Origin of the sequence: Leptolyngbya sp. AN02str, from assembly GCF_050565595.1 — a bacterium.
In the GTDB taxonomy this organism is placed as follows: domain Bacteria; phylum Cyanobacteriota; class Cyanobacteriia; order Elainellales; family Elainellaceae; genus Kaiparowitsia.
In genome coordinates, this window is sequence record NZ_JBNXVR010000001.1 from 105606 (window position 1) to 132521 (window position 26916).

The following is a 26916-nucleotide window of genomic DNA, read 5'->3' on the forward strand; positions in this document are numbered from 1 at the left end:
AGGGGTTCTGCATTTCAGCAAATATGGCAGAGTCCAGTTCGTAAACCATCGGTTGTGGCAGAACTGGCGCAAATGGCGATCGCGCTTCACTCCGGCTCTTGAAAGGCCATAGCTCACGTTTACAAACCGCAAACTTAATTTCAGAATTTGGCAGAGTGTTCGTCGGCTGGGATGAAACTGAGTAGGATGAGGGAGCAACATCATTCACTTGAGCTTCGCACCTGCGGATTTGAGGGCATACGGATTTGAGGGCATATTGAAGGAGCTCTACGAAGATTACATGCTGAAACATCTCCGCTTAGGCTGGATTTGGCTGGTGGCAGGGTGGATGGCGATCGCCATATGGCTTGTTCCAGTCCTCGCCGCGTCTGCCAATCCTCATCCACCGCCTCAGGCCTGGTTTCACTTTGTACACCGCTCTTCCTTTTCACCATTAGCCACTGCAGAGTTACAGGGGCTTCAAGTAGCGGAATGCGATACTGTTGCGTGCAAAGCTCCGAATTTGCTGCTGGAATATGGGCTTTGTCGGGATGAAGGCTGCCTCACCGAAGTTCCTGAAGAAACTGGGGCATTTGCTACGTTGCACTGTGCAGCCAACACCTGTCTGGCCATTTTTGATTATGACAGTCCCCATATTCAAGCCCCGTTTCGGCTGATTGCTCAGTTTCGCGATCGTCTGCGCATTAGCAATGTGATGGAGCTATCGCCCGACCATACCACCATGCCATTGACCCTACAGGGAGATTGGCGCGTTGAAGTAACCACCAACGAGCTGATGCTGACGCGAGAGCGCACACCCTGGCGAGGAGGGTACTTTCAGCTCTTTCGCACGGGGTTTGGGTTCACGATCGTGCTAGAGCTGCTGGTGGCCCTGTTGTACGTGGCGTGGCGTGGGGTCGGGCGATCGCTGGCGTTGCGCATTTTAACCATTGTTGGCGTTGTCCACCTGGTTACGTTTCCGGTGGTGTGGTTTTTCTTTCCATCGCTGCAGCCGTTTCAATACACCTTTGAGGAAATTTTTGGCGGTATTAGCCTGGGCATTGCCGTTACTTATGGGCTTTTGCTGTGGTTTGCCACACGCCCCGTATCTACGACAAAGCTGTTTGTTTCGTCGATTACGATTGTGCCGTTTATGCTGGGGCTAGGATTTGCGATCGCCTGGTTCTTTAGCTTGAATAGCTGGTTTCCGACAACGGTAGAAGGGTTCTCGCCAAAAACCACCCTCGTGTTGTCGGAGCTGTTTGTTTTTGGGTATGAAGGCGCGCTGATTTATCGCTTGGTGTGGGACAAAGTGCCTTTGCTGCATGCCAGTTTGCTTAGCCTCAGCATGAATGGTGTGTCGCTGGCAGTAGGGCTATGGCTGTGGCGCATGCACTGACCCACACGGTCGATTCAACCATGGGAGACTACCCAAAATTCAACCATGGGAGACTACCCAAAGATAGGCGAAAGCCCAAAAAAATGCGATCGCCCAAACGCATATCAATAACGGACGATAGATGGCAACCACGCAAGCCTACGCAACAATAAAGGCGTAGCAATGCCAATGTGTCATGCCTCAAGAACTTTTTTACGAAGCCTCACGGGTGAATGCTCGCAAAACGGACATCTTTGATATCTTCAATTTTCGCTATTACGAAGGGCCAAATCCATATTTAGAGGGCGGTGCCATCGTATTTGATATGGCACTGACGGGCTACGCAGAACCCCAGCCTATTCAGGAATTTGTAGAGGCGATCGCCGAAACCTATCCCATCATTGCCGCCCATCCCCATGGCAGCCACTTCGAACTGTTTGCCCAACTGTGCCGGGTACTCAGCGCTTTGGATATGGATTTGCACTGCGATCGCGTCAACATCATCTCGCGAGAAACAGGCACCACCATTGCCGTCGAGGCCATTCACGAACCCACCAGCTATGGCCTGGTCTACACCGCATGGGATTGGTTTGAGGCAATTGGCCGAGGGCAAACCTACCACAGCTTGCCAGAACAGATGGAGCTGTTGCAGCGGCGATTTCGGCGGTCGGCCTATGGCGGGCCTACAGTTTATGCGCTCCTGCGATCGGCTCATTTCAAGGGCATTCCGGCACTGTATCTGCCCGATGAGGGACTGATGCAGTACGGCTACGGCAAAAAGCAAGTGCGCGGCGTTGCCACCACCTTTAACTGCGACAGCCATCTCGACTCCGACTTCACCACCCGCAAGGATGACTGCAAAGCCTTTTTGAGCACGCTGGGTTTTCCCGTCCCCAAGGGCGACATTGTCACCACGTTAAGCGAAGCGTTGGATGCTGCCGATCGCATTGGCTACCCCGTTGCGGTTAAACCTGTGGTCGGGCACAAAGGGATTGGCGTCACCGCCGAAGTACAGCACGATGACGAACTTACGCTGGCCTTTGACCGAGCAGTTCAGGCCCATCCACCCGAAATGGCGATCGCCGTGATCGTCGAGCAAAGCATTGCTGGCAGCGACTTTCGGCTGCTGTGTGTAGATGGCAAATTTGTTGCCGCCACCGAACGCCGACCCGCCACCGTCACGGGCGATGGCGAATCCACCATTGCCGAACTCATCGCCCATGAAAACGCCAAACCCGAACGGCTGGATACTCCCACCTCTCCCCTCGGCAAAATCGTCGTTGATAATGCCATGCATCACTATCTCGACGAGCAACGCCTCAGCCTAGATAGCATTCTCGAGCCAGGAGAGGTGGTTGCTCTGCGCAAGGTTGCCAACCTCTCTTCCGGCGGCAGCAGCGTCGATGCCACAACCCGCGTTCACCCCGACAACATTGTGCTGGCACAGGATATTGCCCAACACTTTCAGCTTATTTGCTTGGGCATTGACGTGCTGGCAGCCGACATCAGCAAATCCTGGAAAGACGGCAACTTTGGCATTATCGAAATTAACTCGGCTCCTGGGGTATACATGCACCTGCGGCCGGCGGTGGGCGACAGTATCGATGTCACAGCCAAAATTTTAGAAACCTTCTTTTCGTCTGCCAAGGATTCTCGGATTCCCATTCTCAGCTTTAACTATTTGCCCGTTCACGACCTGAAGCGGCTCATCGATCATCTGCTGGTGACCTATCCCACCTGGACCATTGGCGCATTGTGCAAAGAAGCAGCTTTCATCAACCGTTCCGAAAAGCAGCTCAGCGGCTCCTACAACACCAAGGTCAAGAGCCTGCTGCGCCATCCCAAGCTCGATTTGCTGATTGCAGAGTACGACGATGCGACCCTCATGCGCGAGGGCTGCTTTTACGATGGCAGCAATGTTGTAGTACTGGATAACCCCACCGAAGCCGAGCAAACTTTGGCCCACAGCGCCGCAGAATCGGCCACGCTGATTACCAAAACGGGCAATTCGGTAATTGTGCGGCGACAAGGTCTGGTCGAGCAACACGAAATCGATGAAGACGAGTCGTTCCCGCAAGTGTACCTGAAGGAAATTTTGGCAGCGTTGGTGGATCTTTAACGTCAGTTTCGGTTAAGAGCTTTTCTGAGGTTTGCACGACGCGCACGCAAAAATGGGCACTTCAGCTTATCCACAACTCAGGTGATCTTTAGGGTTGAGTCACGATGAATGTTGCCGTGTATTCGACGGGTTCATCGTCGGTGGCCAACCCTGGCCGGGGCGTAAGGCCCGTAATTTTGACTTGGTAGCCATCGATGCGCTGCACGCCCAACTGTCCGTTTCCGGGCTGGTAGATCAATTGCGCCTTGCCCAGCAGTTGGCCTGCTTGCAGCAAGCTGACCTGAAGCTCAGCTCGCCCTTGCCAAACGCAGGTCGTGCCTTCAGGACAACGCGAGTCCTGAAGCACTTGGTCAAACCTGAGGGTGAGGCTGTCATCGGCGATCGCCACTTCTTGGGCGAGGGCCACTTGCACTGAAGTGCCGAGCTGGGTTTGCTCGATGGGAGCTGGATCAGTGGGGACCGTTTCGATGGGGACGGGTTCAGCTGTTGGCTCTCCAGGGGCTTTTCCCGGCGACACTTGAGCGCATCCCAGCACCAGCACGGTCATTAGTACGATCGACACCAATAGTCGTTGATACATCATGGTCTCTAATTTTGGGAATTCATCCCTGTTTTGCCTGTTCAATGGCCAAGCTGCGTAGCCGCTGCACCAACGGACGCACCGATGACGGCATGTTCACATCCGTCATGGTGACCGAATGGGTGCGATCGCCCGTTGTGATCGTCATCTCATAGGTCATCGCATCCGGAACATTCGTTGGAACATTCATCGAAGCTGCAGCCAGTTCCTGCTGATTTATGGCTAAGATTCCAGACTGTTGCACCAAGCGATCAAGTTCCTGCACTGTCGCCGAAGATACCGTTGCCGTATCCACAGAATAGTTCAGCCGTAAGTTGGCAAACCCACCGGACGTTTTGAATTGTATTTGCATATCCAGAGCCCGCAAGATCGTGTATCGCGGCTAAGCTTATCTTGATTGTCTGGTTTGGCGACATGTTTGGCGAAATTCTGGCGAAATGTCTGGCAAAACCATCCGTCGGGTATTCCACGACTCGTGCTATGCCAGAGCGCGATCGCCACACGTTAGCAGCAAATATATCTGCAACGCTATAGATTCGAACCCATGAAACATTGTGGAGCCCACCCTCAGCATAAGCTCCACAACATCCTTTTTGAATCCGTCCGTTGGTTTGTTAATTCGTAATTCAAGGCTAAGGGGTTGAGGGCAAACCGACATCGCGAAAGGCTGCTCGAATGATCTGCGCCGAACCCAACGGAATTTTTCCATCGCGAGTCAACTGGCGCGCCAACTCCACAATCACAGTCACGGCATCGTTAAAGTTGGCCGTCGGCCACAGCTTTTGCAGCGCCTCATACCAAACCAGCGTCGCCTTATCCGTTCCCATCTCCATCGCCGCCAAGTAAAAGGCCCGGTTCGGAATTCCGCTGTTAATGTGAACGCCCTGGTTATCTTCGGGGCCAGCGTAGTAGTCCTTCATGTGGGCAGGCTGAGGATCAACCCCCAACAGCTCGTTGTTGTAGGCAGTACCCGGAGCCTTCATCGATCGCAACGCTTCACCATACAGGGCAGGCCCCATAATTTCGTCGCCAATCAGCCAATCGGCATCACCCGCCGTTTGCCCATTCGCATATTGAGAAATGGCCGTACCAAACACATCCGAAAAGTGTTCATTCAGCGCACCGGACTGGCTTTGATATTCCAAATTGGCCGTAAACTGCGTCACACCATGAGCCAACTCATGGGCAACAACATCCAGCGAATTGGCAAAATTCGAGAATACTTCGCCATCGCCATCCCCAAAGGTCATTTCATCGCCATCCCAAAAGGCATTCATAAAGTCAACGCCAAAGTGCACATTCAGCACCAAATCCATGCCCCGGTTATCGATAGAATTGCGCCCTAGCACATTTCTGAAATAGTCACGAACGATGCCACCGTACTCGTATACAATGTTCACGGTTTTGTCGTCGGTGTGGTCGCTTCCCTCGTCGCGGGCAATGGGTTCCAGCCGCTGCTCCCAGGTATTTTTGCAGTCATACACTTTGCGATTGGCCTCGCCAACTGCTTGCTCCAGGTTGAAAGCATTGAAGCTGACAGACCGGAGGGCGCGTCTTGCACGAATTTGTTTGCTCTGCTGAATGCTCACCCGGGCTTCTTCCACACCTTTTTTGGCAAGGTTTTCAGACACGTTGGGCGGCACAAACTGACAGCAGCATCGAACCAAGCACATATGCTTTTTCATAAAGAGGTTTCCAGTTGGGCTATCGGTGTAGCGATTGAGAATTGAGAACGTGATTTGAATGGGTAGATATGCACGGGCGGCGACTGGACGGCTTCACATTTCTAATGCCATTCCTCAGTCAGGCTTCCCGTTGGTGAATGCGCCCGAAAACTCTGCACCTAATGGACATGGCACGATTGATGCGGATGGCTGATTCCATCCATCCGCATCAAGTGAATTCGGCGACGATTGATGAGACGCATTCCGAAAACGGTGAGCCAATGCCTTTTGAGTGAAAATCGCTTTGGTGAATTTGCTCTATTGTGGCGGATGCGATCGCGCCTCGACCGTACCCTTAAGGGTACTTTTGGAATTTGCAGTGAGTGTGTAAACCGTTTGCAACATTAGGTACCTAGGGAATGAGGAAGGGCGATCGCCCTTCCTCATTCCCTAGGTACAAAAAAAGGTCTCCCTGAAAACCAGGAAGACCCATGTTGATGAATGAGGAATAGCGAACCTCACGCGATTCGCCAATGGTTCAATTCAACGATTCAACTCAACCGTGCAAATTAACCCAACAACGCCTTGGCCTTGGCCACCACGTTGTCAACGGTGAAGCCAAACTTCTCCATGCACACGCCGCCAGGAGCCGAAGCACCAAAGCGATCGATGCTGACGGTGTCGCCGTCGGAACCCACGTACTTGCACCAGCCCATGCTGATACCCGCTTCCACCGACAGGCGCTTGGTCACGGCCTTGGGCAAAACTGATTCCTTGTAGGCAGCATCCTGCGCTTCAAACAGATCCCAAGCTGGCATCGACACCACACGCACCTTGGTACCGCCAGCGGTCAACTCTTCAGCGGCCTTCACACACAGGCCCACTTCAGAACCTGTACCAATCAAGATCAGGTCGGGAGCCCCGTCGCAATCCACCACGGTGTACGCACCCTTGGCCACACCTTCGATAGAAGAACCAGCCAGATTGGGCAAGTTTTGGCGAGACAGAGCCAACAGAGTGGGCTTGTTAGCCTGAGCATTCTCGATCGCCACCTTGTAGGCACCTGAGGTTTCAGTCCCATCAGCGGGACGCAACACCGTCAAACCAGGGATGGCGCGCAGAGCGGCAACGGTTTCCACAGGCTGGTGAGTTGGGCCATCTTCACCCAGAGCAATGGAGTCGTGGGTCATGACCCAAACAACGCCACACTGAGCCAGCGCCGACAAGCGAATGGCACCACGCATGTAGTCGGTAAACACCAGGAAGGTGGCACCGTAGGGAATGAGTCCCGAGCCATGCAGGGCAATTCCGTTACAGATGGCACCCATACCATGCTCGCGTACCCCAAAGTGGATGTTGCGATTTTGGTAAGCGCCCTTTTGGAAGTCACCGCTGATTTCCAGCTCGGTGAGGTTGGAGTGGGTGAGGTCGGCAGAGCCACCCACCAACTCAGGCAGCACGGGAGCCAGAGCATTCAAGCAGATTTCGGAATGCTTGCGGCTCGCTAGCGCTTTGTCTTCGGGCTTGTAGGTGGGCAGCACCTTATCCCAACCTTCGGGCAGCTTGCCACTCAGCAACCGCTCAAACTCGGCGGCTTCGGCTGCGTACTTGGTCTTGTACTGTGCCCAAGTTTCGTTCCACTCGGTTTCGTAACTTGCACCACGCTCCACAGCTTTGCGCATGTGGCCGAGGGCATCGTCGGGCACCTCAAAGGAATTGTAGGTCCAGCCCAAATTCTCGCGGGTGAGCTTGATTTCGGCATCTCCTAGAGCGGCACCGTGCACGCCAGCGGTGTTGGCCTTGTTGGGCGAACCGTAGCCAATGGTGGTGGTGACCTTGATCATGCTGGGCTTGTCGGTTACTTTCTTGGCTTCTTCAATCGCTTTGGCGATCGCATCCAGGTCGGTATTCCCGTTTTCAACATGCAGCACGTGCCAACCGTAGGCTTCGAAGCGCTTGCTCACATCTTCGGTAAAGGAGATGTCTGTGGAGCCGTCAATGGAGATGTGGTTGTCGTCGTAGAGGGCAATCAGCTTACCCAAACCCAAGTGACCCGCCAGGGAGCATGCCTCGCCGGAGACCCCTTCCATGTTGCAGCCGTCACCCAAAATCACATAGGTGTAATGATCCACCAGAGTAGAGTCGGGCTTGTTGAACTTGGCAGCCAGGTGAGCTTCGGCGATCGCCAAACCAACTGCATTGGCAATGCCTTGACCCAAGGGGCCAGTCGTTACTTCCACACCAGGCGTTTCAAAGTTCTCAGGGTGACCAGGCGTTTTGGAGTTCCACTGACGGAAGTTTTTGATTTCGTCTAGGGTGACGCTATCAAATCCGGACAGGTACATCAGCGCATACTGCAACATGCAGCCATGGCCAGCAGACAACACAAAGCGATCGCGGTTAAACCACTTGGGGTTTTTGGGGTTAATCCGCAAAAACTTGTCCCACAACACAAAGGCCATTGGCGCAGCACCCATGGGCAAACCAGGATGGCCGGACTTGGCCTTTTCTACAGCATCGATTGCCAAGAATCGAATCGAATTAATACACAAATCTTCCAGTGACTGGGTGGTTGCGACTGCCATGGCTTCCTCTACATCAACAACGGCTTAGGCAAGGGTGGTCAGGTTACGGTTGGTTGGTGACATGCACTCAACGGCGATCGCACATTGCATTGGCTCAGCATCAGCTCAAATTGAGGTGCTTTACACCAAAGAACGGATCGCAAACAGTAGGTAACTATACTTATTAGATAATATTACACACTCTATGTCTCATTATCTTAGTGATCTATCCTCTCATTTAATGGACGCCCAGATGTAAGCTCTTCGGGCAATGAGTACCGAAAGTTTTGGCAGGCAGCGCCAGATGGCCCAGGTAGAGAAAAGCGGCTGATTCCGCTACCCGTTTAAGTCCATCGCTCTTCAGATCCCCTGCATGAGTTGTTGCGTGGCTCCACCGTGCAAATTCATGCGCCCACAAGCCAGTCGGGAATGATGTTTGGAGCGCTTAGCACTCCAAACATCATTCAACTGCGTCAGTCCTGCCCTTAATAAAGCCAGATTTCCGGCCAATCATCCGTTTGGGGGAAGAGAAGTCTACCGGATGGTGCGATATGTAGAAGCTTGCTTGCTCACGAGTTGAAATCGTTGGATCATTCCTCTTCTCAAGGCTCGCGGCAGCCAGTCATTGGTATGGGAGCCGTGTATGCGTTGCTGGCCTACGGATCTTGGGGCATTTTGCCCATTTATTGGAAACTATTTGGCCAAACGCCCGCTGTACAAGTGATTAGCCACCGAGTGGTGTGGTCGATGGTGTTTTTGTCGATGTTACTGCTGCTGCAACATCGGCGGACAGAGCTGGCCCAACTGGTGCGATCGCCCAAAACCGTGGCACTGCTGTTCACCTCGGCGGCATTGCTCACGCTCAACTGGGGCATCTATGTCCATGGGGTCAACACCGATCGCGTGGTGGAAACCAGCTTAGGCTACTACATCAATCCGCTGGTGAATGTGCTGTTGGGGTTTGTGGTGTTACGAGAGCGGTTGAGCCGATGGCAGCAGTTAGCGGTGGGGCTAGCCATTCTAGGCGTGGGCAACTTTGTGTGGCAATTGGGCGTGGTGCCATGGATTGCCCTACTGCTCGCTCTTACGTTTGCCTTTTACGGATTGATTCGTAAACTGGTGCCCGTTGCACCCTTGTTGGGGCTTGCCGTGGAAACAGGGTTGATGGGGTCGTTTGCCCTGCTGGCGATCGCCTACTGGGCAGCGACAGGCTCTAGTCAATTTGGTAGTGATTGGCGGCTAACGCTGTTATTTATCGGGGCCGGCATCATCACCTCTATGCCGCTGTTGTGGTTCAACAACGCCGCCAAGCGGCTGCAATTTTCCACGCTGGGATTTTTTCAATATTTGGCACCTAGCTTGCAATTATTGCTGGGGGTCTTTCTGTATGGCGAACCGTTCACACCAACGCACATGATCACGTTTGGGCTGATTTGGACGGCGCTGTTGCTCTACTCGGCCTCATCGTGGATGAACCATCGTGGAGCCGAACGTCAGCGTGGGTGAAGCTGCGCGCTTGAGCGCAGTTGCCAGTTAGCGCGATCGCACCACACCAACTTGCTGACACATCGGCTCCACCGGGCAGGTAGAACAATGGGGGCGATCGCCCGTACAAATGTGTTTGCCAAAGGGCACCAGCAGTTCATTGATGGCAATGTGATGGCGTGCGGGCAGCTTGCTTTCCAACACTTTCATGGTTTTTTCGGGAGTTTTGGTGGCGACGTAGCCCCAGCGGTTGGTCACCCGATGCACGTGGATATCGACACTAATGCGCGGTTGCTGGCAGGCAATTCCCAGCGCCAGGTTGGCGCACTTAGGCCCCACTCCCTTGAAGGAAGTCAGCACGTCGTAGTCACAGGGCAGATCTCCGCCAAACTCAGTGCAAACCCGCTGGGCAATGTCCCAAATTTGCTGGGCTTTGGCTTCGGCAAAGGTGGAGGTTTGAATCAGATGGGCGATCGCACTTGGCGTCAGCTGCACCATCTCAGCGGGTGTACTAGCCTGCTCAAAGAGGTGACACGATAGGGGCAAGCTCACCTCATCGTAAGTCCGAATCGAAATGATGCAAGAAATGAGCTGTTGGAAAGGGGTGTTGTAGCCCAACTCTGCCAGGGCAAACATGGCGGCTTTGGGATAGGGGGCGATCGCGGGACGAATGGCCACCAGCGCTGCATCAATATCAAACGGAGTTTTTGCCAGCGGGGAAGAAGCCATGCACCAGACTCAGCCTAGAGAACCCCTTCACCATGCCACAGCAACCACGGGCCAGCATCTCAGCAACGGCAGATTTTGGGCCAACTCTGTCAGGGTTACGCCTTTCCATCCATTACGCTTCTCCATCTAGCACCGCCAGAACGGCCTTGGGTTGCAGTTTTTCCTTAAACCACACAATCTTCGCCGGAGTGTCTCCTACTTTCACCCCAGCTTTCTCCAAGTTCAGCCGCTCCGAGATCGCCAGCACCAAATCATCCCGCTCGGACTGCCGCACCTGCGAAAACTTTTTGCGCAAATACTCGGGACGCCAGTAGCCGACAATTTCCAGCAGCACCACACGCCCATCGGGGTGCACCAGCCGAAAATCGGGAATCATCACGCTGCCGGGAATGGGAATGAGATCCACCTCGCGTTCCAGCTTCCACTCGGTTTTGGTGCTGGCCCAGCGTTCAGCAAAGGCCGCCTCGACCATGCTGTCGTAGGGCTTGCCGGGGGGATAATGGCTCACCAGCCCGCAGTCGGAATCGAGGGTAAAGTGCCGCGTTTGAATGCGATCGCCATAGCTATCCTTCACTCGCAAGTCGGCTTTCAGGCTCCACTTAGTAACATGCAGCAGGGCCGGAATGAGTTTAGCAATGTCGGTGCCGTAGCGCGTGCTGTTACCAAATAAGCTGGCTGGCCCATCAATCGTAATAGTAAAACCATGATCCGCATCCCCTTCGATATAGGCCATCAGGCCAAACAATTTGAGGTAGCGAAACAGCAGTTTGTATTCCCCCGGATCGTTGCGATGGGCCGTGATGGTAATGTTGCTGGCTTTGTAGAAAATGCCCTGCACCTGCGACAGGTTGTAACGATGCAGCAAGGCTTCGGCAGTGGGCGGCTCGAACTGGGTCAGGATGCGGTTTTCTTGCAAATCAGCATAGAGGCCCGTGCGCACCTGCTCCAGCAACACCTCGCGCTCTAGCTCGGTGCTAAGCTGCTGCGCCACGGTGGACAGGGTAGCAGTCGCCGTTTGGGGTAGTGGCGCAGCCTGAGCCGACAGGGCAAAAACGCGATCGCGCAACAAGGATGGTTCAATTGGGCTGACAATCTCGAAGGTGCTGAAGGCTTCACTTTTGAGCAAATGCGCCAGTCCGCGCTTCACTTTGAAATCGGTTGTTTCGCCTTCTAGTTCTCGCAGTTGTCGCTCCAGGTCTCCCTGAGTTTGGCCGACATGCTGCTGAAACAAGGTAATGAGATCGGTGGCGATCGTCCTGGAATGCTCATCAATGGCCAACCGTTTGGGTTCTAGCGCTTCACCTCGGTGGCGGTTCAACAATAGGTCAGATGGCAACACGCAGGGTTCTCTCCAAAGATGGGGCGACAAAAGAGATACCAATCCTGGACTCTCTCTTTAGCGAGTTGCCTTCCAGGATAGATGAATTGATAGTAAAAGCAGATGGTGCATACAGTTGCATACCAGGCAATGCCACAAGCAGTGCTACAAACAATGCCACAATGCCGAAACCAAATCATGCTGCAAATCAACCAACAACAGGCATCGTCCTGAGAACGTTTTATGGGGCAGCAAAACCGAGTGCTGAACGCGGCTCAGCCTGCATTTTTAATGTTTTGTGGCGTTTCCCGCATTTACGAATTTTTGGCTTGTTAAATAACAGTAAGACGTAGCGACTTTAACCACTGGGAACATGCACGGATTAGCCCTTCCACATATGCCATCAACGGTTGAGATCGATCGCTTTCAAGCACTGCAATCCCAGCTGCGCGATCGCTGGTGCAGTATTGATGAGTTCGATCGGCGAGAGTTGGATATCATCGTGATTCCGTCTCTCAGCCTCGATCGGCAAGAATTGCAAAAGATCAAGGGCGTTCATCACTACGAAGAGCGGCTCCTGTTTTCGCTAATCCGCCTGCGCAACCCCGGTACGCGACTCATCTATGTCACCTCGCAGCCGCTCAACCCGCTGATTGTGGACTATTACCTGAATCTGCTGCCCGATGTGCCCTACCCCGATGCGCGCGATCGCCTCATCCTCTTCTCCACCGACGACGCATCCACCAAGCCCCTCACCCAAAAGATTTTGGAGCGGCCCCGCCTCATTGAACGGTTGCGCAAAGCCATCCGCACGGATTGCGCCTTCATGACCTGCTTCAACTCCACCCAGATCGAAAAAGAATTATCGCTTCAGCTCGATCTGCCCTTGCTGGCCCTCGATCCCGATTTATTGCGCTGGGGAACCAAGAGCGGCAGTCGCGAAGTGTTTGCGGAAGCCAATGTGCCTCATCCCGATGGCTGCCTAGAAGTGTGGGACGCCGCCGACCTCGCCACCGCCACCGCTGAGCTGTGGGAGCGTCAGCCCAACCTCAAGCGCATGGTCGTCAAGCTGAATGAGGGGTTTTCTGGGCAGGGAAATGCCCTACTCAAACTGGATGCGTTGCAGTCCGTTGCTCCTGAACGCGCTTCTACGGTAGAACGAGCTGAGGCGATCGCCCATGCCTTTGAGCACCTTAGCTTTCAGTGCGATACCGAAACTTGGGCTCACTTTAGCAGCCGCATTCCCGACCTGGGTGCCATTGTAGAAGCCTTTATCGAAGGGGAAGAGAAGCGATCGCCCAGCGTGCAGGGTCGCATCTCGCCCATGGGCGACGTGGAGATTCTCTCCACCCATGACCAAATTTTGGGTGGTCCCGATGGCCAAATCTTTTTGGGATGCAGTTTCCCTGCCGATGACAGCTATCGCCAACAGCTTCAGGAATATGGGCTGGCAGTGGGCAAAGTGCTGGCCGCCAAAGGAGTCATCGAGCGCTACAGCGTCGATTTTATGGCGGTGCGCTCCTCCAACCACGATTCCTGGAATTTGCAGGCCATCGAAATCAACATTCGCAAGGGCGGCACCACTCATCCTCACATGACGCTCAAGTTGCTGACTGGAGGCCACTATGACAGGCAGTCTGGGTGTTTTCTCAATCAACGGGGCGAGGCCAAATATTATGTTGCGACCGATAATTTGCAGAGCGATCGCTACATTGGGCTCCTTCCCAATGACCTGATGGAAATTGTGGCACGACATCGGCTACACTTCAGCCGTAGCTCCGAAACGGGCAGCGTTTTTCACATCATGGGTTGCCTCTCGGAGTACGGCAAGTTGGGCTTACTCAGCATTGGCAACTCCCCCGAAGAAGCCGATACCATCTACAAACATGTGATTCAGGTTTTGGACGACGAAACCCAAATGCACACCCAGCATCCGTTTCACCCGGTATATCTCTCTTCAACCCATTCTTCAACCCATGGAGACTAGGTGTTGAGAGAGACAGAACAAAATCAACAAAACTCGTCTTGCAAGCCTTTGCCGAGTCAGGAACTCACCACACTCCTTAGCCTCGCGGCTGATTCGCGAGGATGGTGTGATCCTATAGAGTCGGATCGCTTCAGACGAACCTCTTGCCCAGCCTTGGTCTCAGCCAGGGCGATCGCCATCAAGTAGCAATGCATGAGCAGAATGAATTGGCGGTTGACCCATCGCCATCTGCCAAATTTGCCCAGTCCAACCTGCAAAAAAGTTGAATTTTTGCTTAAAAAGCATCTGGTTGAAGCAGCTTGTCGTCACGCGGTTGGCAGCGAGTTTGTTACATTAATCCCCAAGAGTCTTTACTGTCGCGTGTTGTATGTCCTTGTCACGGTTAGTTAGTGCCCTTGTTGCCATTCCAGTTGCGCTGGGGATGGTGTTTTTGGGCGGATGGTACTTCACGCTTGGTATTGCACTGTTGGTGTACTTGGGGCAGCTAGAGTACTTTCAGCTGGTTCGAGCCAAAAATATTGCCCCAGCCGCGAAAACGACGCTGGCCGTGAGCCAAGCGCTGCTGGTGATTTCCACCCTGTGGCCCCCGTTGGCAGATACCGTCATGCCGCTGGCCGGAACGTTTATCTGCTTTTACCTACTGTTTCAGCCCAAGCTTGCCACGATCGCCGATATTTCATCTTCTATCCTGGGGCTGTTTTACGGAGGCTATTTGCCTAGTTACTGGGTACGGTTGCGATCGCTCGGCCAGCCCGAAGCCTCCAACCTGCCCTTTGGGGGCTACTTTCCTACCGCGTTCGATATTCGCGCCATGCCGCCAGGGCTCACCGTTACGCTGCTGGCCTTCTTCTGCATTTGGGCCGCCGATATTGGCGCTTACGTGTTTGGCAAAATGATTGGCCGCACCAGGCTCTCGGCCATTAGCCCCAAAAAGACGGTGGAGGGCGCTGTCGCAGGCGTGTTGGGCAGTGTGATTGTGGGAGCGATCGGCTCTTGGCTCTTGGGATGGCCAGGGTTTCCCTTAACGGGGATGGCGCTGGGTTTACTGATTGGCATTGCCAGCCTGCTAGGCGACCTCACCGAATCGATGATGAAGCGCGATGCTGGCGTGAAAGATTCGGGCCAGTTGATTCCTGGCCATGGCGGCATCCTCGATCGAGCAGATAGCTATGTGTTTACCGCGCCGCTAGTCTACTACTTTGTAACGCTGCTGTTGCCGCTATTGCAGGGATAGGCAAATGGTTCGACCAAGTTCAATGCAGCCACTTTAGTTACTGCACAACCGCTTCTCCCGATTGCAGGGCAGAGCGCAATAGCGCCTCCAGCCGCAAATCGGTAAAGTCGGCAATGACTAGTGATGCACCAAGGTTTAGCAGGTGATCGGGGGAATGGGTGGAGGCGATCGCCACTGTGCAAATTTCGGCATCGACCGCCGAGCGAATCCCCGAAGGAGAATCTTCAAAAGCGATCGCCTCGTGGGCCTGTATCCCCAAGTGATTCAGCGCCGTTTGGTAGGGCAGTGGATCGGGCTTGCCCTGGGGCAACTCTTCCGCCAGCACCACCACCGGAAATGCCTCCTCCAGGCCAAGCACCTTGAGCAGATGGCGAGTATTGGCACTGGGAGCATTGGTGACTACAGCCTGTTGCAGCGCATGAGCATGGCTCCATGCAAGCAACTCACCCAACCCAGGCAAGGGCCTCAGTTCTAGTGTTCGCTCCCGAAACTTCGCCTCTTTGTATTCCGCCAAGTTTTGGTTTTCTTTGGGGGTGAGATGCGGCAACAAATCTTGCAAAATGGCTTCGTTGAGTCGGCCACTAAAGCGCGACTGGTAAAACGACTCATCAATGGTGATTCCAAACTCAGACATCACCTCTTGCCAGGTGAAATAGTGAAGCGGATCGGTATTGGCAAGGGTTCCATCCAGGTCGAACAAAAGAGCCTTCAGCATAAAAGATTCCAATGGGTAGAGCGAAGCGAGGAAGGGTCAAACCCAGCATCCAAAAGCGCAGGGTTAGAACAGGCTACAACCTAGTGGATTGGGGCAATGTGCTGACCTGTGCCACCTCAACTTATATAGGATCATGACATCGCAAGTATGACAGAATTTTTACATTTCCCTATCCTCCATCTGGCGGATTCCCGTTTCGCTCGGCCAACCTTGGTGATGCACCAGCAATTCGCATTCTGAAATCAAACCCGAAAACATCCCGCTGCCAGTGAGTTTTTTCGATGTTCAACCCCAAGCGTTTGTGCCTGTCGAACACAAATGTTGAGTATTGAAAGCCCATACTGAGAATTGCGGCGATCGCATGGCTGCCTTACTTGGGGAAGGCGACTTAATGGCATTATGGAATTTGGAGCATCAAGGAGAAATCCATTGCCAACCTTAGGCGTAAACATTGACCATGTCGCCACCATTCGGCAGGCCCGACGCACGGTAGAACCAGACCCAGTGGCGGCAGCAGTTTTGGCGGAGTTAGGCGGGGCCGATGGCATTACCGTGCATCTGCGGGAAGATCGGCGTCATATTCAAGATCGCGATGTGCGGCTGTTGCGGCAAACGGTTCGCACCCATCTCAATCTTGAAATGGCCGCGACCGATGAAATGGTGGCGATCGCCCTCGACATTCAACCCGACTATGTAACGTTGGTTCCCGAGCGGCGAGAAGAGATCACCACTGAAGGTGGCCTCGATGTTGCTGGGCAAGTCGATCGCATGGCCTGGGTCGTCGATCAACTGCAAAGCCACAATATCCCCGTCAGCATGTTCATTGATGCCAACGAGGCGCAGATTCAAGCTTCAGCGAAGATCGGTGCCCAGTTTATCGAACTGCATACGGGTACCTACGCCGAAGCCAAGGATGAGCAAACCCGCAGCCGCGAATTGGCAATCCTTGCTGCTGGATGTGAACAAGCGATCGCGCTGGGCATTCGGGTGAACGCAGGGCATGGCCTCACCTATTGGAATACCTATCCCGTCGCGTGCCTTCCTGGCATGGAAGAACTCAACATTGGGCACACCATTATTAGTCGTGCCGTGTTGGTTGGCCTAGAGCGCGCCGTTCACGATATGAAACGCGTCATTCAAGGAGAGTTATGACCACTTACTATTACATCTTGGCAAGCGAAAAGTTTTTACTAGAAGAAGAGCCGCTTGATGAAGTGTTGAAAGAGCGGTATCGCGACTACGCTGAAAAAGGCAAAGAGATTGATTTTTGGCTGGTTCGGCAACCGGCATTTCTTGATGCGCCCGAACTGGCCAGTGTCAGCGCCCAAGTGCCTAAGCCCGCTGCCGCCATCGTGTCAACCAATTCTCAATTCATTACCTGGCTCAAACTCCGCCTGGAATTTGTCGCAACGGGTTCCTTTGAGGCTCCAAGCAATTCGATTTCCGATCCGTTGGCTTCGTTGGCGATCGCCTAACCCTTCCCCTTGCACCCGCTCACCGATGGCATACCCAATCCCCCCATCGGTGAGCCATCCAAAATCCCCCCTCGATTGGCCTCATCTCATTAGCCAACACACCAAAAGAGCATGCCCCCAAGGAACATGCTCTCTCCGGTTTACATCACATATCTAGCAACGTTTGAGCCAGCCATACATGTAGCCACTTTGCCATGCTCATTCACAGAAACAGCCTAGGCAAGCGTTTCTGGACAATAGCCCAATCCCGAAACAAACTGTCTGCGAAATTCTTCAATCTCTCCGCGATCGGGATACCCATGCGACACCACAGCAACCTGATAACGTCGCATAACGCTCACAGGAGACTGACCAATTTCTAAACCCCAAAGCGCCATACGTACTCGAATGTCGGGCTCGTAGGGAATACCCAATTCATTCAAAAAGGCGCGAAAGTCAGCATCTTCTTCTGGTGGAATCAAGGCATCTAGTTTGACCTTGACAACCCAACCATCAATCTGGTGAATTACCGTTAGAAATCGAACTGGCAACCAGGAAGCCTGATGGAGAAACTCCACAATTCGGAGGGTTAGGCTGGCATTCGCAAGGTAATAGATATATTCCATAGCGAGAACCCCAAGCACATGTAAGGCTGTAATTTGGTACATCCTTATTGTGTGCGGTTTAACCGAGTTTCAATAGCGGGAAGACACCCCAACTCGCATGGGGGTTTTCACCCAATCTGTTCAAAAGCTTAAGAAGTAGAGCCGGAGTCTATGTCTAAAGGAGTATTCAACCAGTCTCTAAATGTGCAGCAGGATGTGGCGGAGGATCTTCAGCTTGCGGCTTACGATTATGAGCTGCCCCCCGATCGCATTGCCCAGCATCCTGCCACGCCTCGCGATAGTTCACGGCTGTTGGCCGTTACCTCGCCCCATACTCATGCGCATCACATCTTTCGAGACTTACCAAATCTGCTCAAGCCAGGAGATTTACTCGTTCTCAACAATACTCAGGTCATTCCAGCCCGCTTGTTTGGACGCAAGGTTGGCGGAGCCAAAGTAGAGGTGCTGCTACTTGAGGAGCGAGAGCGCGATTGCTGGCTGGGGCTTGTGCGTCCGGGTCGTCGCCTCAAACCCGGAGCCCGCATTGAATTTTTTGATCGCCATGTTTCGCTCGATGATCTAGGAGATGCCGTACCCAAACTGACCGCTACGGTACTGGCGGCGGATCCCGATACAGCCGGTCGACTCATTCAGTTTGAGTTTCCGGCTCATACGTCGTTGCTGGCGATCGTGCAAGAGATTGGGCACATGCCGTTGCCCCCATACATTACCCAATCGGACGCAGCCGACGAAGAACGCTATCAAACCGTATTTGGCGATCGCCCAGGTTCTGCGGCGGCCCCCACCGCCGGGTTGCATTTTACGCCCGAACTGTTAACGACGCTTACAGCCAAGGGAATTGATCAGTGTTTTGTCACGCTGCATGTTGGAGTTGGCACGTTTCGTCCTGTCGAGTCCGACGTGATCACCAACCATGTGATGCATGGCGAGTGGCTAGAGGTGCCAGAGTCCGCCGTTGAGCAAATTCGCAAAACCAAGGCCCAGGGGGGACGCGTGATAGCGGTGGGCACCACTGCGACCCGAGCGCTCGAAGGAGCATCGGTAGAGGGCGAACTCAAGCCCTATTGCGGAAAAACAAGCTTGTTTGTTTACCCTGGGTATCAGTGGCGCACCATCGACGGCCTCATCACCAACTTTCACTTACCCAAGTCAAGCTTAATGATGATGGTGAGCGCATTGATTGGGCGCAAGCGTTTACTAGCGCTGTACGAAGAGGCGATCGCTCAGCAGTATCGGTTCTACTCGTTTGGCGATGCCATGCTGATTTTGCCCGAAGGTCGTGCCGTGCCAATGGGAACGACCCAGCATCGCGACGAAGGGTAGATGGGCCAGGTTCATTGATCAATTGATCACGAGGAACGCATCTCCAGTTCGTAGCCCCTTGCGCCTCCGACTAGGGCGACACCTAGCTTGGGATGAGGCAACAGCCTCAATCTAAACCCAGGTAGGTTTTTTTCAAAAATCGGGTTAATCGATTGATAGAGCTTTCGGCCACGGCAGGTTGTACCCCAATCGCCTTGGCAAACTCTTGATCTGAGAGCTGACCGCTCTGATGCCGTTGAAAGGCATCTACAACAGCTACCAGTTCGTCTGCCGAAAAGGGATATCCATTCTGGGCAGCAAATTCGGCCACAATGGGTGCGCGATCGCCCTTAAGGGCTTCACCTTCGGCTGCATCTAGCTCCGACTCCGAGCTAATGTTGCCATCTCCTACCCCCAAAAGAGCCTCTAGCTGTTGGCGCAACGTTTCGTCTTCAGCAGTGCGATGCATGAACTCTAAAACAGTTGAAGTAGCCATGTTTGACCAACTTTTCTACAGGTTGCGATCGCCAAAATCATAACAAGAGTGTTTGCAAAAACCGATTAATAAAAACGGAAGCTTCCCATTCCTCCAGCAGCACTGCTGGCAACACTGCCGGATCGTTATCTAGAGAGTTTTACCCGTAAATCGGCAGAACTAGAGGCATCTAAGGCGATAGGCGACGCCGCGATGAACGGCGGCGAGAGCGACCCCAAGAATTTGAAAAATTAAATAACTGGAAGATGTTACCAACTCGGCGATCGCGACCAATACGAGCGTCGGTTGATTTATCTTGCAGATTTCGCAACCCATTCAGGTCTAAAAAGCTAAACCCAACTTTTGAGAAAAAGGGCAATAGACAAAATAGAAACGTCTCTAAATTTTGAGGAATCAACGCCAGTCCTGAAGGGCCAATCATCCAAACAATGGGATAGCTTACCCAAAGCACCGTAAAGTAGGTCAGAAGCTTGTCGTAGAAACTGGATAATTCTGCACCTTGTTCCCGGGTTTTGGCACGCATTGGTCCCCAAATTCCCCACAGAATCACCAAAAAAGCAGCCACACCGCAAAGGTACCAAAGGTATCGAACATGAGGCACCGTAGAAATATCGGCAACGAGTCCCGAAACCACCACCACCACCTGAGTACCCATCAACGAACCAATCATGGTCCAGTCTTTGGCAATGTAGTGCATGGCCGTCCATCCCAAAGCCAGCAGCAGCAGCGGTGTCGTCACGATCCAGTCAATGTAGCGGGCATAGTGGGCCAACTGGCCTGCTACTTCTACCTTGCCTTGCCCCAAAGCCATCGCCATGTAGGCCAGACCAGACCAAATTGGGATAAAGGCAGCCACCGCATATTCATACGAAGGCACCCCTTTGGGGTTGCGGCTTAATACTAGGAAATAGATGGCTCCGATCGCCATTCCAACAACATAAATCCAGTGAAATGTAGCTTGTAAATCCATCATGAGTCTCGATACTAGGTGAATGAGGAATGAATAGAAACCAAACAAGCAAACTGTTCGTCAAACCGTGAGCGATCGCCCGCTTGCAATTCGGAAAGACGCACGAACTTGAGACTCATTTTTATTTAGAAAAAGAGACTATTCGAATCTGTCATGCAGAACAACAGAGCTGAACAAAACCTCGTCTCAATTAATCATTTTTCAGCGCAAATCAAGCAGTGAAAGACTCTCAGCGAAAGTGACACGATAAAAAATTGGCAATCGTGGTCAATGGTCGTGTTGTTTGAAACCACAATCTTGCAAAATTCGAACTTATGCTATCCACCTAGAGTTATATTTGCACTCTCGTAAAATTGAAACGTCCACAGCCATTTCTGCTGAATGTCCTATCCACTCACCCCTCAGGGCAAATACGCGCTGTGGCAGAGATTTCCACCCTGCGTCAAAAATCTCAGACCTTGAAGCAATGCTCCATGCCTGATTCACAAAGTAGCATTCAACGGCGTGAGCCCTGCCGCAATAGATGTCGCTTGCTAACACTCTGCCACGCAGATTTTGAACAGTTGCCAACCAAGCCTCGACAAATTGGTGTATTGGGGTCGCAAAACCCCAACCCCAATACAACCCTGGAATGGACGCTTCTGGGCACCTGCCACGCGGGTTTTGGTAGACTGCGAACCGATCACAACCCCATAAATCAATGTTTTCGGGGTTTTGCAGCCCATCAAAACGACTGTGGTGACCTACCAGGCTAGCGGTTGGAACTTGGACGCTGAACCACCGTTTCTAAAATTCGGCGGCGATCGGCTTTGCCACCCGCCAGGGCAGCCCCGCTAATGCCCACGATTCGCACATAATCGCGAGCATGTTCTTGCAAACAGGCTTCTAATGCGGCGATCGCCCTGCCGACATCTCCATCAAACACGCCATAGCTCTGCCACGATCCAGTCCGAAACCGTCGTGCATCTACCACCTCGATCGCAACTTGATTGCCCTGCCGCATCAATTCTTCGATTTGAGCCACAATCTCGACATCTAACGATGATGAGCGAGATTGATGATTTGCATGTCCGTTCCCGTTTCTGGGCTTTGTTGTTTCGTAGTCGGGCACATCGCTACTGTGGCCATAGTAGGCAAAGTATTCCCCCGAGGATGCAGCGGTTGAGTCGGCGTTGGGAGAAGGCTGGGGTGATGCGGCCGGGGTAGAGGCTGGTTGGCGATCGCTCACATTCCGGCTCTTGAGCGCCACATTATATTCCTCCACCAAGCGCAGCTCGCGAATGCGATCTTGCTCGCGCACCATGGCGTTGCCAATCTCGACCAAGTGCCCCAGCGTAAAGTTGGGCTTGCGAAACTCTGTTGGTTTGCCGTCGCTATGGACAACCTTTTGGGAAATTTTGTCGATGCCGATGGCGTTGATCAGCTCGGCAATTTGCTCATCGTAGAGGCGCGATCGCAACGCTCCAAAAAAGTCTGTCGCCTGGGCTGGGAAAGTGTTCACCAGCTTTTCAATGTCCGACTTGGACACGCCGTCCGCCTCAAACATACCACTGACAATGCCAACCCGGTCTTCGTGGGTGGGATCCCAGAAGAACTTTTCCATACGGCCATCGCGAATCAGCGGCGCGTACAGCGTGGCAAAGTCGTTTCCTGTGAGGATAACGGGAATCCGCTGCGTCGGCTCGGCATCATAGCTTCCCGGTAGCTGCACATTGGTGGGGTTGTCGGCAATATTCATCAACGTCGCGTTCACCAACTGCGTGTTGACGGTGTACTGCGTGCTGCCATCCACCCGGCCAATGCCCGCATCTACATCGTTGATCATCAGCACGGCCATGCGTCCGTTTACCCGGCTCCACTCGCCTGCCTCACGATACCGCAGCCGAATCAAGCGCGCCGGATCGCCCGCATCGGGACTCTCCAGTTCCCCCGCCGACATCAGCACCACGCCAATGCCCATGCGCTTAAACACCAGCTCGCACATAAAGGTTTTGCCTTCGCCTTTGCGCCCGTGAATTCCTAAAATCAACGGCACTTTTACATTGGGCAGGTCCAAAAAGTTTTTGGTGATGTGAACTGCCAATCGGTCGAGAAACTTAGGTGGAATGTAGTAACTCATCATAGTAACTCGTAATTGCGCGATCGCAACTTGATAGAAACAGAGAAGAGGCTTGGTTAATGCCAAGCGTAGCTAGGCATAAAACAAACGATTCAAAAGGACAGCGAGGCACCAGAATTTGGCGATCGCCAGAGACAAAAAGTAGAGACAAAAAAGGGTGGGAGCTACCCCACCCGATGGGAATCTAAGGCTTTTTAGGTTGGGAAGGAACGAGTCCATCCCGAGTGAACTTTAGTAGCGGTAGCCGCCACCGTAGTTGCCGCTGTTACCAGAGTTGGGCTTGTGTACGATAAAGCTCATCACCTGGCACTGCTTCACGTTGTCAAATGCCACAACACGGATGTAAGAACTGGGGAACTCCGAGCGGCACTGCTGCACTTCGTTCAGCACTTCTTGAGGAGAAGTGCAGTTGAACATGGGCAGCTTCCACATCGTCCAGTAGTAGATCTCAGCAGCAGCATCTTCGTTGAACTCGATACAGGGGAAGTAGCCCTGATCGATGGTGTACTGAATTTGCCGTGCAATCTGAGCATCCGTGAGCGGAGGCAAGTAAGAAAAAGTCTCGTAACGACGCTCTTTGGGTAAGGTCTTCATGATGTCCTCAATCTATCGATACTGTTGAACTAGATGGCTAAACACAAGGCTAGCTATCAGAAAACCTGAACTAGCCATTCACCGAAGCCAAAAATCAAGCAACGAATTGCCCGAACAAGCAATACACATCTCAGCTCAGCACGCCCTCAAGCCTCCGAATTTGGCTCTTGTGGCTCCGAGATTTCCTCGCCTACAGGCCAGTCATCTGGGGTGGAATCTACCTGCGTCATGCGCTCCAACTGCTGACGACGCTGCTGCATATTGGCCTGTTGAATGCTCGTTCGCAGCATTTCCGGCAACACATCAGCAATCTCTTCGGCAATGTGCTCTCGCACCGTCAATATCCGAAACGCCAGTGCTTGATCTTCGTGAAACAACGCTTCCATATAGGGTTCGCTGTTCTCGATTCGCTGACTCAGGGTGAACTGATGCAGCTTAAGCGCCCGCGGCGGATCAGTCTCATTGAGCTGAGCCAACACCGTTCGCATGGCCTGATAGGTCAAGTAGCTAACCAGCGTTTTAGACGTATCCTTCGCAATCTGCTTCAGATCCATAGGGTCGTGCCGAGGTTTAGAAACAAGCATGCCTGTTTCTAAACCTCAAAAGCCTCATCAGACGGTATCAACCGCTTCGAACTCAAACTTGATTTCCTTCCACAGCTCGCAGGCAGCAGCCAACTCAGGGCTCCAGCGGCAAGCTTCGCGGATGATGTCGCCACCTTCACGCATGAGGTCGCGGCCTTCGTTACGAGCTTGTACGCAAGCTTCCAAAGCAACACGGTTTGCCGTTGCACCCGGTGCGTTACCCCAGGGGTGACCCAGCGTACCACCACCAAACTGCAGCACCGAGTCATCACCAAAGATTTCAACCAGAGCGGGCATGTGCCACACGTGGATACCACCGGAAGCAACCGCCATAACACCAGGCATGGAAGCCCAGTCTTGGGTGAAGTAGATACCGCGAGAGGGATCTTTCTCGACGTAGTTCTCACGCAGCAGGTCGATGAAACCGAGGGTGATGGCTTTGTCGCCTTCTAGCTTACCCACAACGGTTCCGGTGTGGATGTGGTCACCACCAGACATGCGCAAACACTTGGACAACACGCGGAAGTGAATACCGTGGTTCTTTTGACGGTCGATCACAGCGTGCATGGCGCGGTGAATGTGGAGCAGAACACCGTTGTCGCGGCACCAGTGGGCCAGGGTGGTGTTGGCGGTGAAACCAGCGGTCAAGAAGTCATGCATGATGATGGGCATGTTGAGTTCTTTGGCATACTCAGCACGCTTCAGCATTTCTTCGCAGGTGGCGGCAGTCACGTTCAGGTAGTGACCTTTCACTTCACCCGTTTCGGCCTGAGATTTGTGGATGGCATCAGCAACGAAGGTGAAGCGATCGCGCCAGCGCTGGAAGGGCTGGGAGTTGATGTTTTCGTCGTCTTTGGTGAAGTCCAAACCGCCGCGCAGACACTCGTAAACGGCACGACCGTAGTTCTTGGCCGACAGACCGAGCTTGGGCTTAATGGTACAACCCAGCAAAGGACGACCGTACTTGTTAATCTTGTCGCGCTCTACCTGAATCCCGTGAGGAGGTCCCTGGAAGGTTTTGAGGTAAGCAACGGGAATGCGCAAGTCTTCGAGACGCAGCGCTTTCAGAGCTTTGAAACCAAACACGTTACCCACCAAGGAGGTCAACAGGTTGGTGACAGAGCCTTCTTCGAACAGATCGAGAGGATAGGCAATGTAGGCGATGAACTGGTTATCTTCGCCACGTACGGGTTCGATGTCGTAGCAACGGCCCTTGTAGCGGTCGAGGTCGGTCAACAGGTCGGTCCACACAGTGGTCCAAGTACCCGTCGAAGACTCAGCGGCCACGGCTGCGCCCGCCTCTTCGGGAGGCACACCTGGCTGAGGGGTCACCCGGAAGGCGGCCAAAATATCGGTATCTTTGGGAGTGTAATCAGGCGTGTAGTACGTTAAGCGGTAATCCTTAACCCCAGCCTCATACCCAGATTTGCTCTGGGTTTTGGTTTGTGAATAAGACATCGTTTCCCTTCCTGTGAATCGCTTAGATCCGAACACAAACATACGAACCCGCCCTGAGGCTTGAAAAGCCCAGGCTCTACCCTCTGTGGCAACTTGGCCGCACCAACGGCCACCAGTGTGCTATCAACAAAGTCTTATTTCAGAGCAGTGGAACAGCAGCAACAAGATATTGATGAGGTTGTTGTGCCCTGACGTTTGGGTTCAACACAAAATATATCAGGGATCTAATAAGCTCAACGTTGAAACTTCTTTGACTCTCTATAACCAAGATTTATATTTTTAACGTCTTGTAAAGATGCATACAGCGGCGCAAAACGCCAGCCCCAAGACGGAAATTGTTGCCCCATACACTTTTTGAAGCGATCGCCTACTAATAACAGCCCTTTTTTCTAAGGTTGAAAAATTTAACTCTAATTACAGAAATTGCGATTAATGACAGCAAATTTTGTAAAGATTTGTGGCGCGATCGCCTCTCTACCAAGCTGAGCCGATGGGGTCAGGCCACCAAATGGCAAGCGACAAAATGCTCCGGAGCAATTTGGCGAAAGGCGGGCTCTTCGATCCGGCAGCGTGGCTCAACATAGGGGCAGCGGGTATGAAACGGACAACCGCCCGGTGGATTGCTGGGGCTGGGAACATCGCCCTCCAACACAATTCGCTGGCGGGTCGCTTCTAAGGCTGGGTCAGGAATGGGAACCGCCGAGAGCAAGGCTTGCGTGTACGGGTGTTGGGGATTTTCGTATAGGGAGATGCGATCAGCCAATTCCATTAGCTTGCCCAGATACATAACCGCGATGCGATCGCTAATATGGCGTACCACACTCAAGTCATGGGCAATAAACAGGTAGGTTAGCCCTAGGCTTTCTTGAAGAGACTGCATCAGGTTCACCACCTGTGCCTGAATCGAAACATCTAGTGCGGCGATCGGTTCATCGCACACGATAAAGTCGGGGTTTACCGCTAAAGCTCGCGCAATCACAATCCGCTGCCGCTGCCCACCGGAAAATTCATGCGGATAGCGCCCCATGACATCGGCATTCAGCCCAACCACATCGAGTAATTCCAACACGCGATCGCGCTTCGTTTGTCCTGCCGCAAGCCCAAAAATTTCCAGCGGTTCCGCAATGGTATCCCCAACCGGAATGCGCGGATTCAGCGAGGCGTAGGGGTCTTGAAAAATCATTTGCATGCGCTGTCGAGTTTGGCGCAATCGCTCACCTTCTAGCTCAACCAGGTTTGTATCGTTAAACCAAACTTCGCCAGCGGTTGGCCGTTGCAATTGCAAAATTGCTCGTCCGGTTGTGCTCTTGCCGCAGCCTGATTCGCCAACCAGCCCTAACGTTTCTCCCTTGTAAATATCAAAATTGAGCCCATCGACTGCTTTGATCCATCCGGTACGCCGCTGAAACACGATTCCCTGAAAGATGGGGAAATGGACTTTGAGATCACGAATCCGGAGTAGGGTTTCGGTCAAGGTGAGGGGGCGATCGCGTGGGGTAGTGTGCAGCATAGCAGCAAACAAAAAGCTCAGAACTCGTTGGCTAAACAGGGCAATATTAGG

The 26916-nt window shown here is 53.1% G+C and carries 26 protein-coding genes; 10 read left to right on the forward strand and 16 right to left on the reverse strand.

The features are described 5' to 3' along the window. Positions 1–280 precede the first annotated feature (280 nt). A complete protein-coding gene (locus ACQ4M4_RS00435; RefSeq protein ID WP_430682468.1) occupies positions 281–1378 on the forward strand; it encodes a hypothetical protein in 1098 nt (365 codons plus the stop codon). A gap of 175 nt (positions 1379–1553) precedes the next feature. Further along, the gene (locus tag ACQ4M4_RS00440) at positions 1554–3476 is read left to right on the forward strand and encodes a cyanophycin synthetase (RefSeq protein WP_430682469.1); all 1923 of its coding nucleotides are present in this window, start codon (positions 1554–1556) and stop codon (positions 3474–3476) included. A gap of 88 nt (positions 3477–3564) precedes the next feature. Here ACQ4M4_RS00440 and ACQ4M4_RS00445 read toward each other — a convergent pair whose 3' ends face one another. From ACQ4M4_RS00445 to ACQ4M4_RS00455, 3 genes are all read right to left on the reverse strand, one after another. Beyond that, the gene (locus ACQ4M4_RS00445) at positions 3565–4059 is read right to left on the reverse strand and encodes a hypothetical protein (RefSeq protein WP_430682470.1); all 495 of its coding nucleotides are present in this window, start codon (positions 4057–4059) and stop codon (positions 3565–3567) included. Positions 4060–4078: 19 nt separating this feature from the next. Next, entirely contained in the window at positions 4079–4408 is a 330-nt protein-coding gene (locus tag ACQ4M4_RS00450; RefSeq protein ID WP_430682471.1) for a protealysin inhibitor emfourin, read from the reverse strand. Positions 4409–4688: 280 nt separating this feature from the next. Beyond that, a complete protein-coding gene (locus tag ACQ4M4_RS00455; protein ID WP_430682472.1) occupies positions 4689–5741 on the reverse strand; it encodes a M4 family metallopeptidase in 1053 nt (350 codons plus the stop codon). Positions 5742–5799: 58 nt separating this feature from the next. On the opposite strand from ACQ4M4_RS00455, the gene ACQ4M4_RS00460 reads away from it, so the two are divergent. Further along, positions 5800–5934: a hypothetical protein gene (locus tag ACQ4M4_RS00460; protein WP_430682473.1), complete on the forward strand. Its 135-nt coding sequence runs from the start codon at positions 5800–5802 to the stop codon at positions 5932–5934. A 355-nt stretch (positions 5935–6289) separates the two neighbouring features. Here ACQ4M4_RS00460 and tkt read toward each other — a convergent pair whose 3' ends face one another. Further along, complete coding sequence (tkt, locus tag ACQ4M4_RS00465; protein ID WP_430682474.1) at positions 6290–8305, reverse strand: transketolase; 2016 nt, start codon at positions 8303–8305, stop codon at positions 6290–6292. Between the two features lie 564 nt (positions 8306–8869). On the opposite strand from tkt, the gene rarD reads away from it, so the two are divergent. After that, complete coding sequence (gene rarD, locus ACQ4M4_RS00470) at positions 8870–9790, forward strand: EamA family transporter RarD (RefSeq protein WP_430682475.1); 921 nt, start codon at positions 8870–8872, stop codon at positions 9788–9790. A gap of 27 nt (positions 9791–9817) precedes the next feature. Here rarD and ACQ4M4_RS00475 read toward each other — a convergent pair whose 3' ends face one another. Next, positions 9818–10498 carry an endonuclease III domain-containing protein gene (locus ACQ4M4_RS00475; RefSeq protein WP_430682476.1) on the reverse strand — a complete coding sequence of 227 codons (681 nt, stop codon included), beginning with the start codon at positions 10496–10498 and terminating at the stop codon, positions 9818–9820. Positions 10499–10610: 112 nt separating this feature from the next. After that, positions 10611–11837, reverse strand: a complete 1227-nt coding sequence (locus ACQ4M4_RS00480; RefSeq protein ID WP_430682477.1) for a DUF790 family protein — start codon at positions 11835–11837, stop codon at positions 10611–10613. Between ACQ4M4_RS00480 and ACQ4M4_RS00485 the strand changes: the two genes are divergently transcribed. Further along, a complete protein-coding gene (locus ACQ4M4_RS00485; RefSeq protein ID WP_430682478.1) occupies positions 11828–12169 on the forward strand; it encodes a hypothetical protein in 342 nt (113 codons plus the stop codon). The genes ACQ4M4_RS00480 and ACQ4M4_RS00485 overlap by 10 nt on opposite strands. Before the next feature lie 44 nt (positions 12170–12213). Further along, positions 12214–13803, forward strand: a complete 1590-nt coding sequence (locus tag ACQ4M4_RS00490) for a peptide ligase PGM1-related protein (RefSeq protein ID WP_430682479.1) — start codon at positions 12214–12216, stop codon at positions 13801–13803. Positions 13804–13962: 159 nt separating this feature from the next. On the opposite strand, the gene ACQ4M4_RS00495 is transcribed toward ACQ4M4_RS00490, so the two are convergent. Further along, positions 13963–14088, reverse strand: coding sequence for a hypothetical protein (locus ACQ4M4_RS00495; protein ID WP_430682480.1), 126 nt, complete (start codon positions 14086–14088; stop codon positions 13963–13965). Between the two features lie 82 nt (positions 14089–14170). Here ACQ4M4_RS00495 and ACQ4M4_RS00500 point away from each other — a divergent pair, with 82 nt between their 5' ends. After that, positions 14171–15037: a phosphatidate cytidylyltransferase gene (locus ACQ4M4_RS00500; RefSeq protein ID WP_430682481.1), complete on the forward strand. Its 867-nt coding sequence runs from the start codon at positions 14171–14173 to the stop codon at positions 15035–15037. Between the two features lie 37 nt (positions 15038–15074). Here ACQ4M4_RS00500 and ACQ4M4_RS00505 read toward each other — a convergent pair whose 3' ends face one another. Continuing rightward, positions 15075–15752, reverse strand: a complete 678-nt coding sequence (locus ACQ4M4_RS00505) for an HAD family hydrolase (protein ID WP_430682482.1) — start codon at positions 15750–15752, stop codon at positions 15075–15077. A 429-nt stretch (positions 15753–16181) separates the two neighbouring features. On the opposite strand from ACQ4M4_RS00505, the gene ACQ4M4_RS00510 reads away from it, so the two are divergent. After that, complete coding sequence (locus ACQ4M4_RS00510) at positions 16182–16904, forward strand: pyridoxine 5'-phosphate synthase (protein ID WP_430682483.1); 723 nt, start codon at positions 16182–16184, stop codon at positions 16902–16904. Further along, the gene (locus ACQ4M4_RS00515; RefSeq protein ID WP_430682484.1) at positions 16901–17227 is read left to right on the forward strand and encodes an MgPME-cyclase complex family protein; all 327 of its coding nucleotides are present in this window, start codon (positions 16901–16903) and stop codon (positions 17225–17227) included. Before ACQ4M4_RS00510 ends, ACQ4M4_RS00515 begins: the two co-directional genes overlap by 4 nt. Positions 17228–17442: 215 nt before the next feature. On the opposite strand, the gene ACQ4M4_RS00520 is transcribed toward ACQ4M4_RS00515, so the two are convergent. Next, on the reverse strand, positions 17443–17832 hold the full coding sequence (locus tag ACQ4M4_RS00520; RefSeq protein ID WP_430682485.1) for a hypothetical protein: 390 nt from the start codon (positions 17830–17832) through the stop codon (positions 17443–17445). Positions 17833–17982: 150 nt separating this feature from the next. Between ACQ4M4_RS00520 and queA the strand changes: the two genes are divergently transcribed. Then, complete coding sequence (gene queA / locus ACQ4M4_RS00525) at positions 17983–19155, forward strand: tRNA preQ1(34) S-adenosylmethionine ribosyltransferase-isomerase QueA (RefSeq protein WP_430682486.1); 1173 nt, start codon at positions 17983–17985, stop codon at positions 19153–19155. Between the two features lie 106 nt (positions 19156–19261). Here queA and ACQ4M4_RS00530 read toward each other — a convergent pair whose 3' ends face one another. The 7 genes from ACQ4M4_RS00530 to ACQ4M4_RS00560 form a co-directional block, all read right to left on the reverse strand. Further along, complete coding sequence (locus ACQ4M4_RS00530) at positions 19262–19630, reverse strand: hypothetical protein (RefSeq protein ID WP_430682487.1); 369 nt, start codon at positions 19628–19630, stop codon at positions 19262–19264. Positions 19631–19799: 169 nt separating this feature from the next. Beyond that, entirely contained in the window at positions 19800–20603 is an 804-nt protein-coding gene (locus ACQ4M4_RS00535; RefSeq protein ID WP_430682488.1) for a bacteriorhodopsin, read from the reverse strand. 748 nt (positions 20604–21351) lie between these two features. Beyond that, positions 21352–22722, reverse strand: a complete 1371-nt coding sequence (locus ACQ4M4_RS00540; protein ID WP_430682489.1) for an AAA family ATPase — start codon at positions 22720–22722, stop codon at positions 21352–21354. A 228-nt stretch (positions 22723–22950) separates the two neighbouring features. Further along, entirely contained in the window at positions 22951–23313 is a 363-nt protein-coding gene (locus ACQ4M4_RS00545; RefSeq protein WP_430682490.1) for a ribulose bisphosphate carboxylase small subunit, read from the reverse strand. Positions 23314–23459: 146 nt separating this feature from the next. After that, positions 23460–23867 carry a chaperonin family protein RbcX gene (locus ACQ4M4_RS00550; protein ID WP_430682491.1) on the reverse strand — a complete coding sequence of 136 codons (408 nt, stop codon included), beginning with the start codon at positions 23865–23867 and terminating at the stop codon, positions 23460–23462. A 57-nt stretch (positions 23868–23924) separates the two neighbouring features. After that, complete coding sequence (locus ACQ4M4_RS00555; protein ID WP_430682492.1) at positions 23925–25355, reverse strand: form I ribulose bisphosphate carboxylase large subunit; 1431 nt, start codon at positions 25353–25355, stop codon at positions 23925–23927. A gap of 496 nt (positions 25356–25851) precedes the next feature. Continuing rightward, on the reverse strand, positions 25852–26865 hold the full coding sequence (locus ACQ4M4_RS00560; RefSeq protein ID WP_430682493.1) for an ABC transporter ATP-binding protein: 1014 nt from the start codon (positions 26863–26865) through the stop codon (positions 25852–25854). Between the last annotated feature and the right edge of the window lie 51 nt (positions 26866–26916).

Bases quoted from the DNA above. Each gene is read 5' to 3' on its own strand.
- ACQ4M4_RS00500 (WP_430682481.1), top strand. From the start codon at position 14,171: ATGTCCTTGTCACGGTTAGTTAGTGCCCTTGTTGCCATTCCAGTTGCG.
- ACQ4M4_RS00530 (WP_430682487.1), bottom strand. From the start codon at position 19,630: ATGGCTACTTCAACTGTTTTAGAGTTCATGCATCGCACTGCTGAAGAC.
- ACQ4M4_RS00550 (WP_430682491.1), bottom strand. From the start codon at position 23,867: ATGGATCTGAAGCAGATTGCGAAGGATACGTCTAAAACGCTGGTTAGC.
- ACQ4M4_RS00545 (WP_430682490.1), bottom strand. From the start codon at position 23,313: ATGAAGACCTTACCCAAAGAGCGTCGTTACGAGACTTTTTCTTACTTG.
- ACQ4M4_RS00505 (WP_430682482.1), bottom strand. From the start codon at position 15,752: ATGCTGAAGGCTCTTTTGTTCGACCTGGATGGAACCCTTGCCAATACC.
- ACQ4M4_RS00540 (WP_430682489.1), bottom strand. From the start codon at position 22,722: ATGATGAGTTACTACATTCCACCTAAGTTTCTCGACCGATTGGCAGTT.
- ACQ4M4_RS00455 (WP_430682472.1), bottom strand. From the start codon at position 5,741: ATGAAAAAGCATATGTGCTTGGTTCGATGCTGCTGTCAGTTTGTGCCG.
- queA (WP_430682486.1), top strand. From the start codon at position 17,983: ATGTCTAAAGGAGTATTCAACCAGTCTCTAAATGTGCAGCAGGATGTG.
- ACQ4M4_RS00435 (WP_430682468.1), top strand. From the start codon at position 281: ATGCTGAAACATCTCCGCTTAGGCTGGATTTGGCTGGTGGCAGGGTGG.
- ACQ4M4_RS00460 (WP_430682473.1), top strand. From the start codon at position 5,800: ATGGGTAGATATGCACGGGCGGCGACTGGACGGCTTCACATTTCTAAT.
- ACQ4M4_RS00485 (WP_430682478.1), top strand. From the start codon at position 11,828: ATGGCAACACGCAGGGTTCTCTCCAAAGATGGGGCGACAAAAGAGATA.
- tkt (WP_430682474.1), bottom strand. From the start codon at position 8,305: ATGGCAGTCGCAACCACCCAGTCACTGGAAGATTTGTGTATTAATTCG.
- ACQ4M4_RS00535 (WP_430682488.1), bottom strand. From the start codon at position 20,603: ATGATGGATTTACAAGCTACATTTCACTGGATTTATGTTGTTGGAATG.
- ACQ4M4_RS00445 (WP_430682470.1), bottom strand. From the start codon at position 4,059: ATGATGTATCAACGACTATTGGTGTCGATCGTACTAATGACCGTGCTG.
- ACQ4M4_RS00560 (WP_430682493.1), bottom strand. From the start codon at position 26,865: ATGCTGCACACTACCCCACGCGATCGCCCCCTCACCTTGACCGAAACC.
- ACQ4M4_RS00495 (WP_430682480.1), bottom strand. From the start codon at position 14,088: ATGCTTTTTAAGCAAAAATTCAACTTTTTTGCAGGTTGGACTGGGCAA.
- ACQ4M4_RS00555 (WP_430682492.1), bottom strand. From the start codon at position 25,355: ATGTCTTATTCACAAACCAAAACCCAGAGCAAATCTGGGTATGAGGCT.
- ACQ4M4_RS00515 (WP_430682484.1), top strand. From the start codon at position 16,901: ATGACCACTTACTATTACATCTTGGCAAGCGAAAAGTTTTTACTAGAA.
- ACQ4M4_RS00440 (WP_430682469.1), top strand. From the start codon at position 1,554: ATGCCTCAAGAACTTTTTTACGAAGCCTCACGGGTGAATGCTCGCAAA.
- ACQ4M4_RS00520 (WP_430682485.1), bottom strand. From the start codon at position 17,832: ATGGAATATATCTATTACCTTGCGAATGCCAGCCTAACCCTCCGAATT.
- ACQ4M4_RS00475 (WP_430682476.1), bottom strand. From the start codon at position 10,498: ATGGCTTCTTCCCCGCTGGCAAAAACTCCGTTTGATATTGATGCAGCG.
- ACQ4M4_RS00490 (WP_430682479.1), top strand. From the start codon at position 12,214: ATGCCATCAACGGTTGAGATCGATCGCTTTCAAGCACTGCAATCCCAG.
- ACQ4M4_RS00450 (WP_430682471.1), bottom strand. From the start codon at position 4,408: ATGCAAATACAATTCAAAACGTCCGGTGGGTTTGCCAACTTACGGCTG.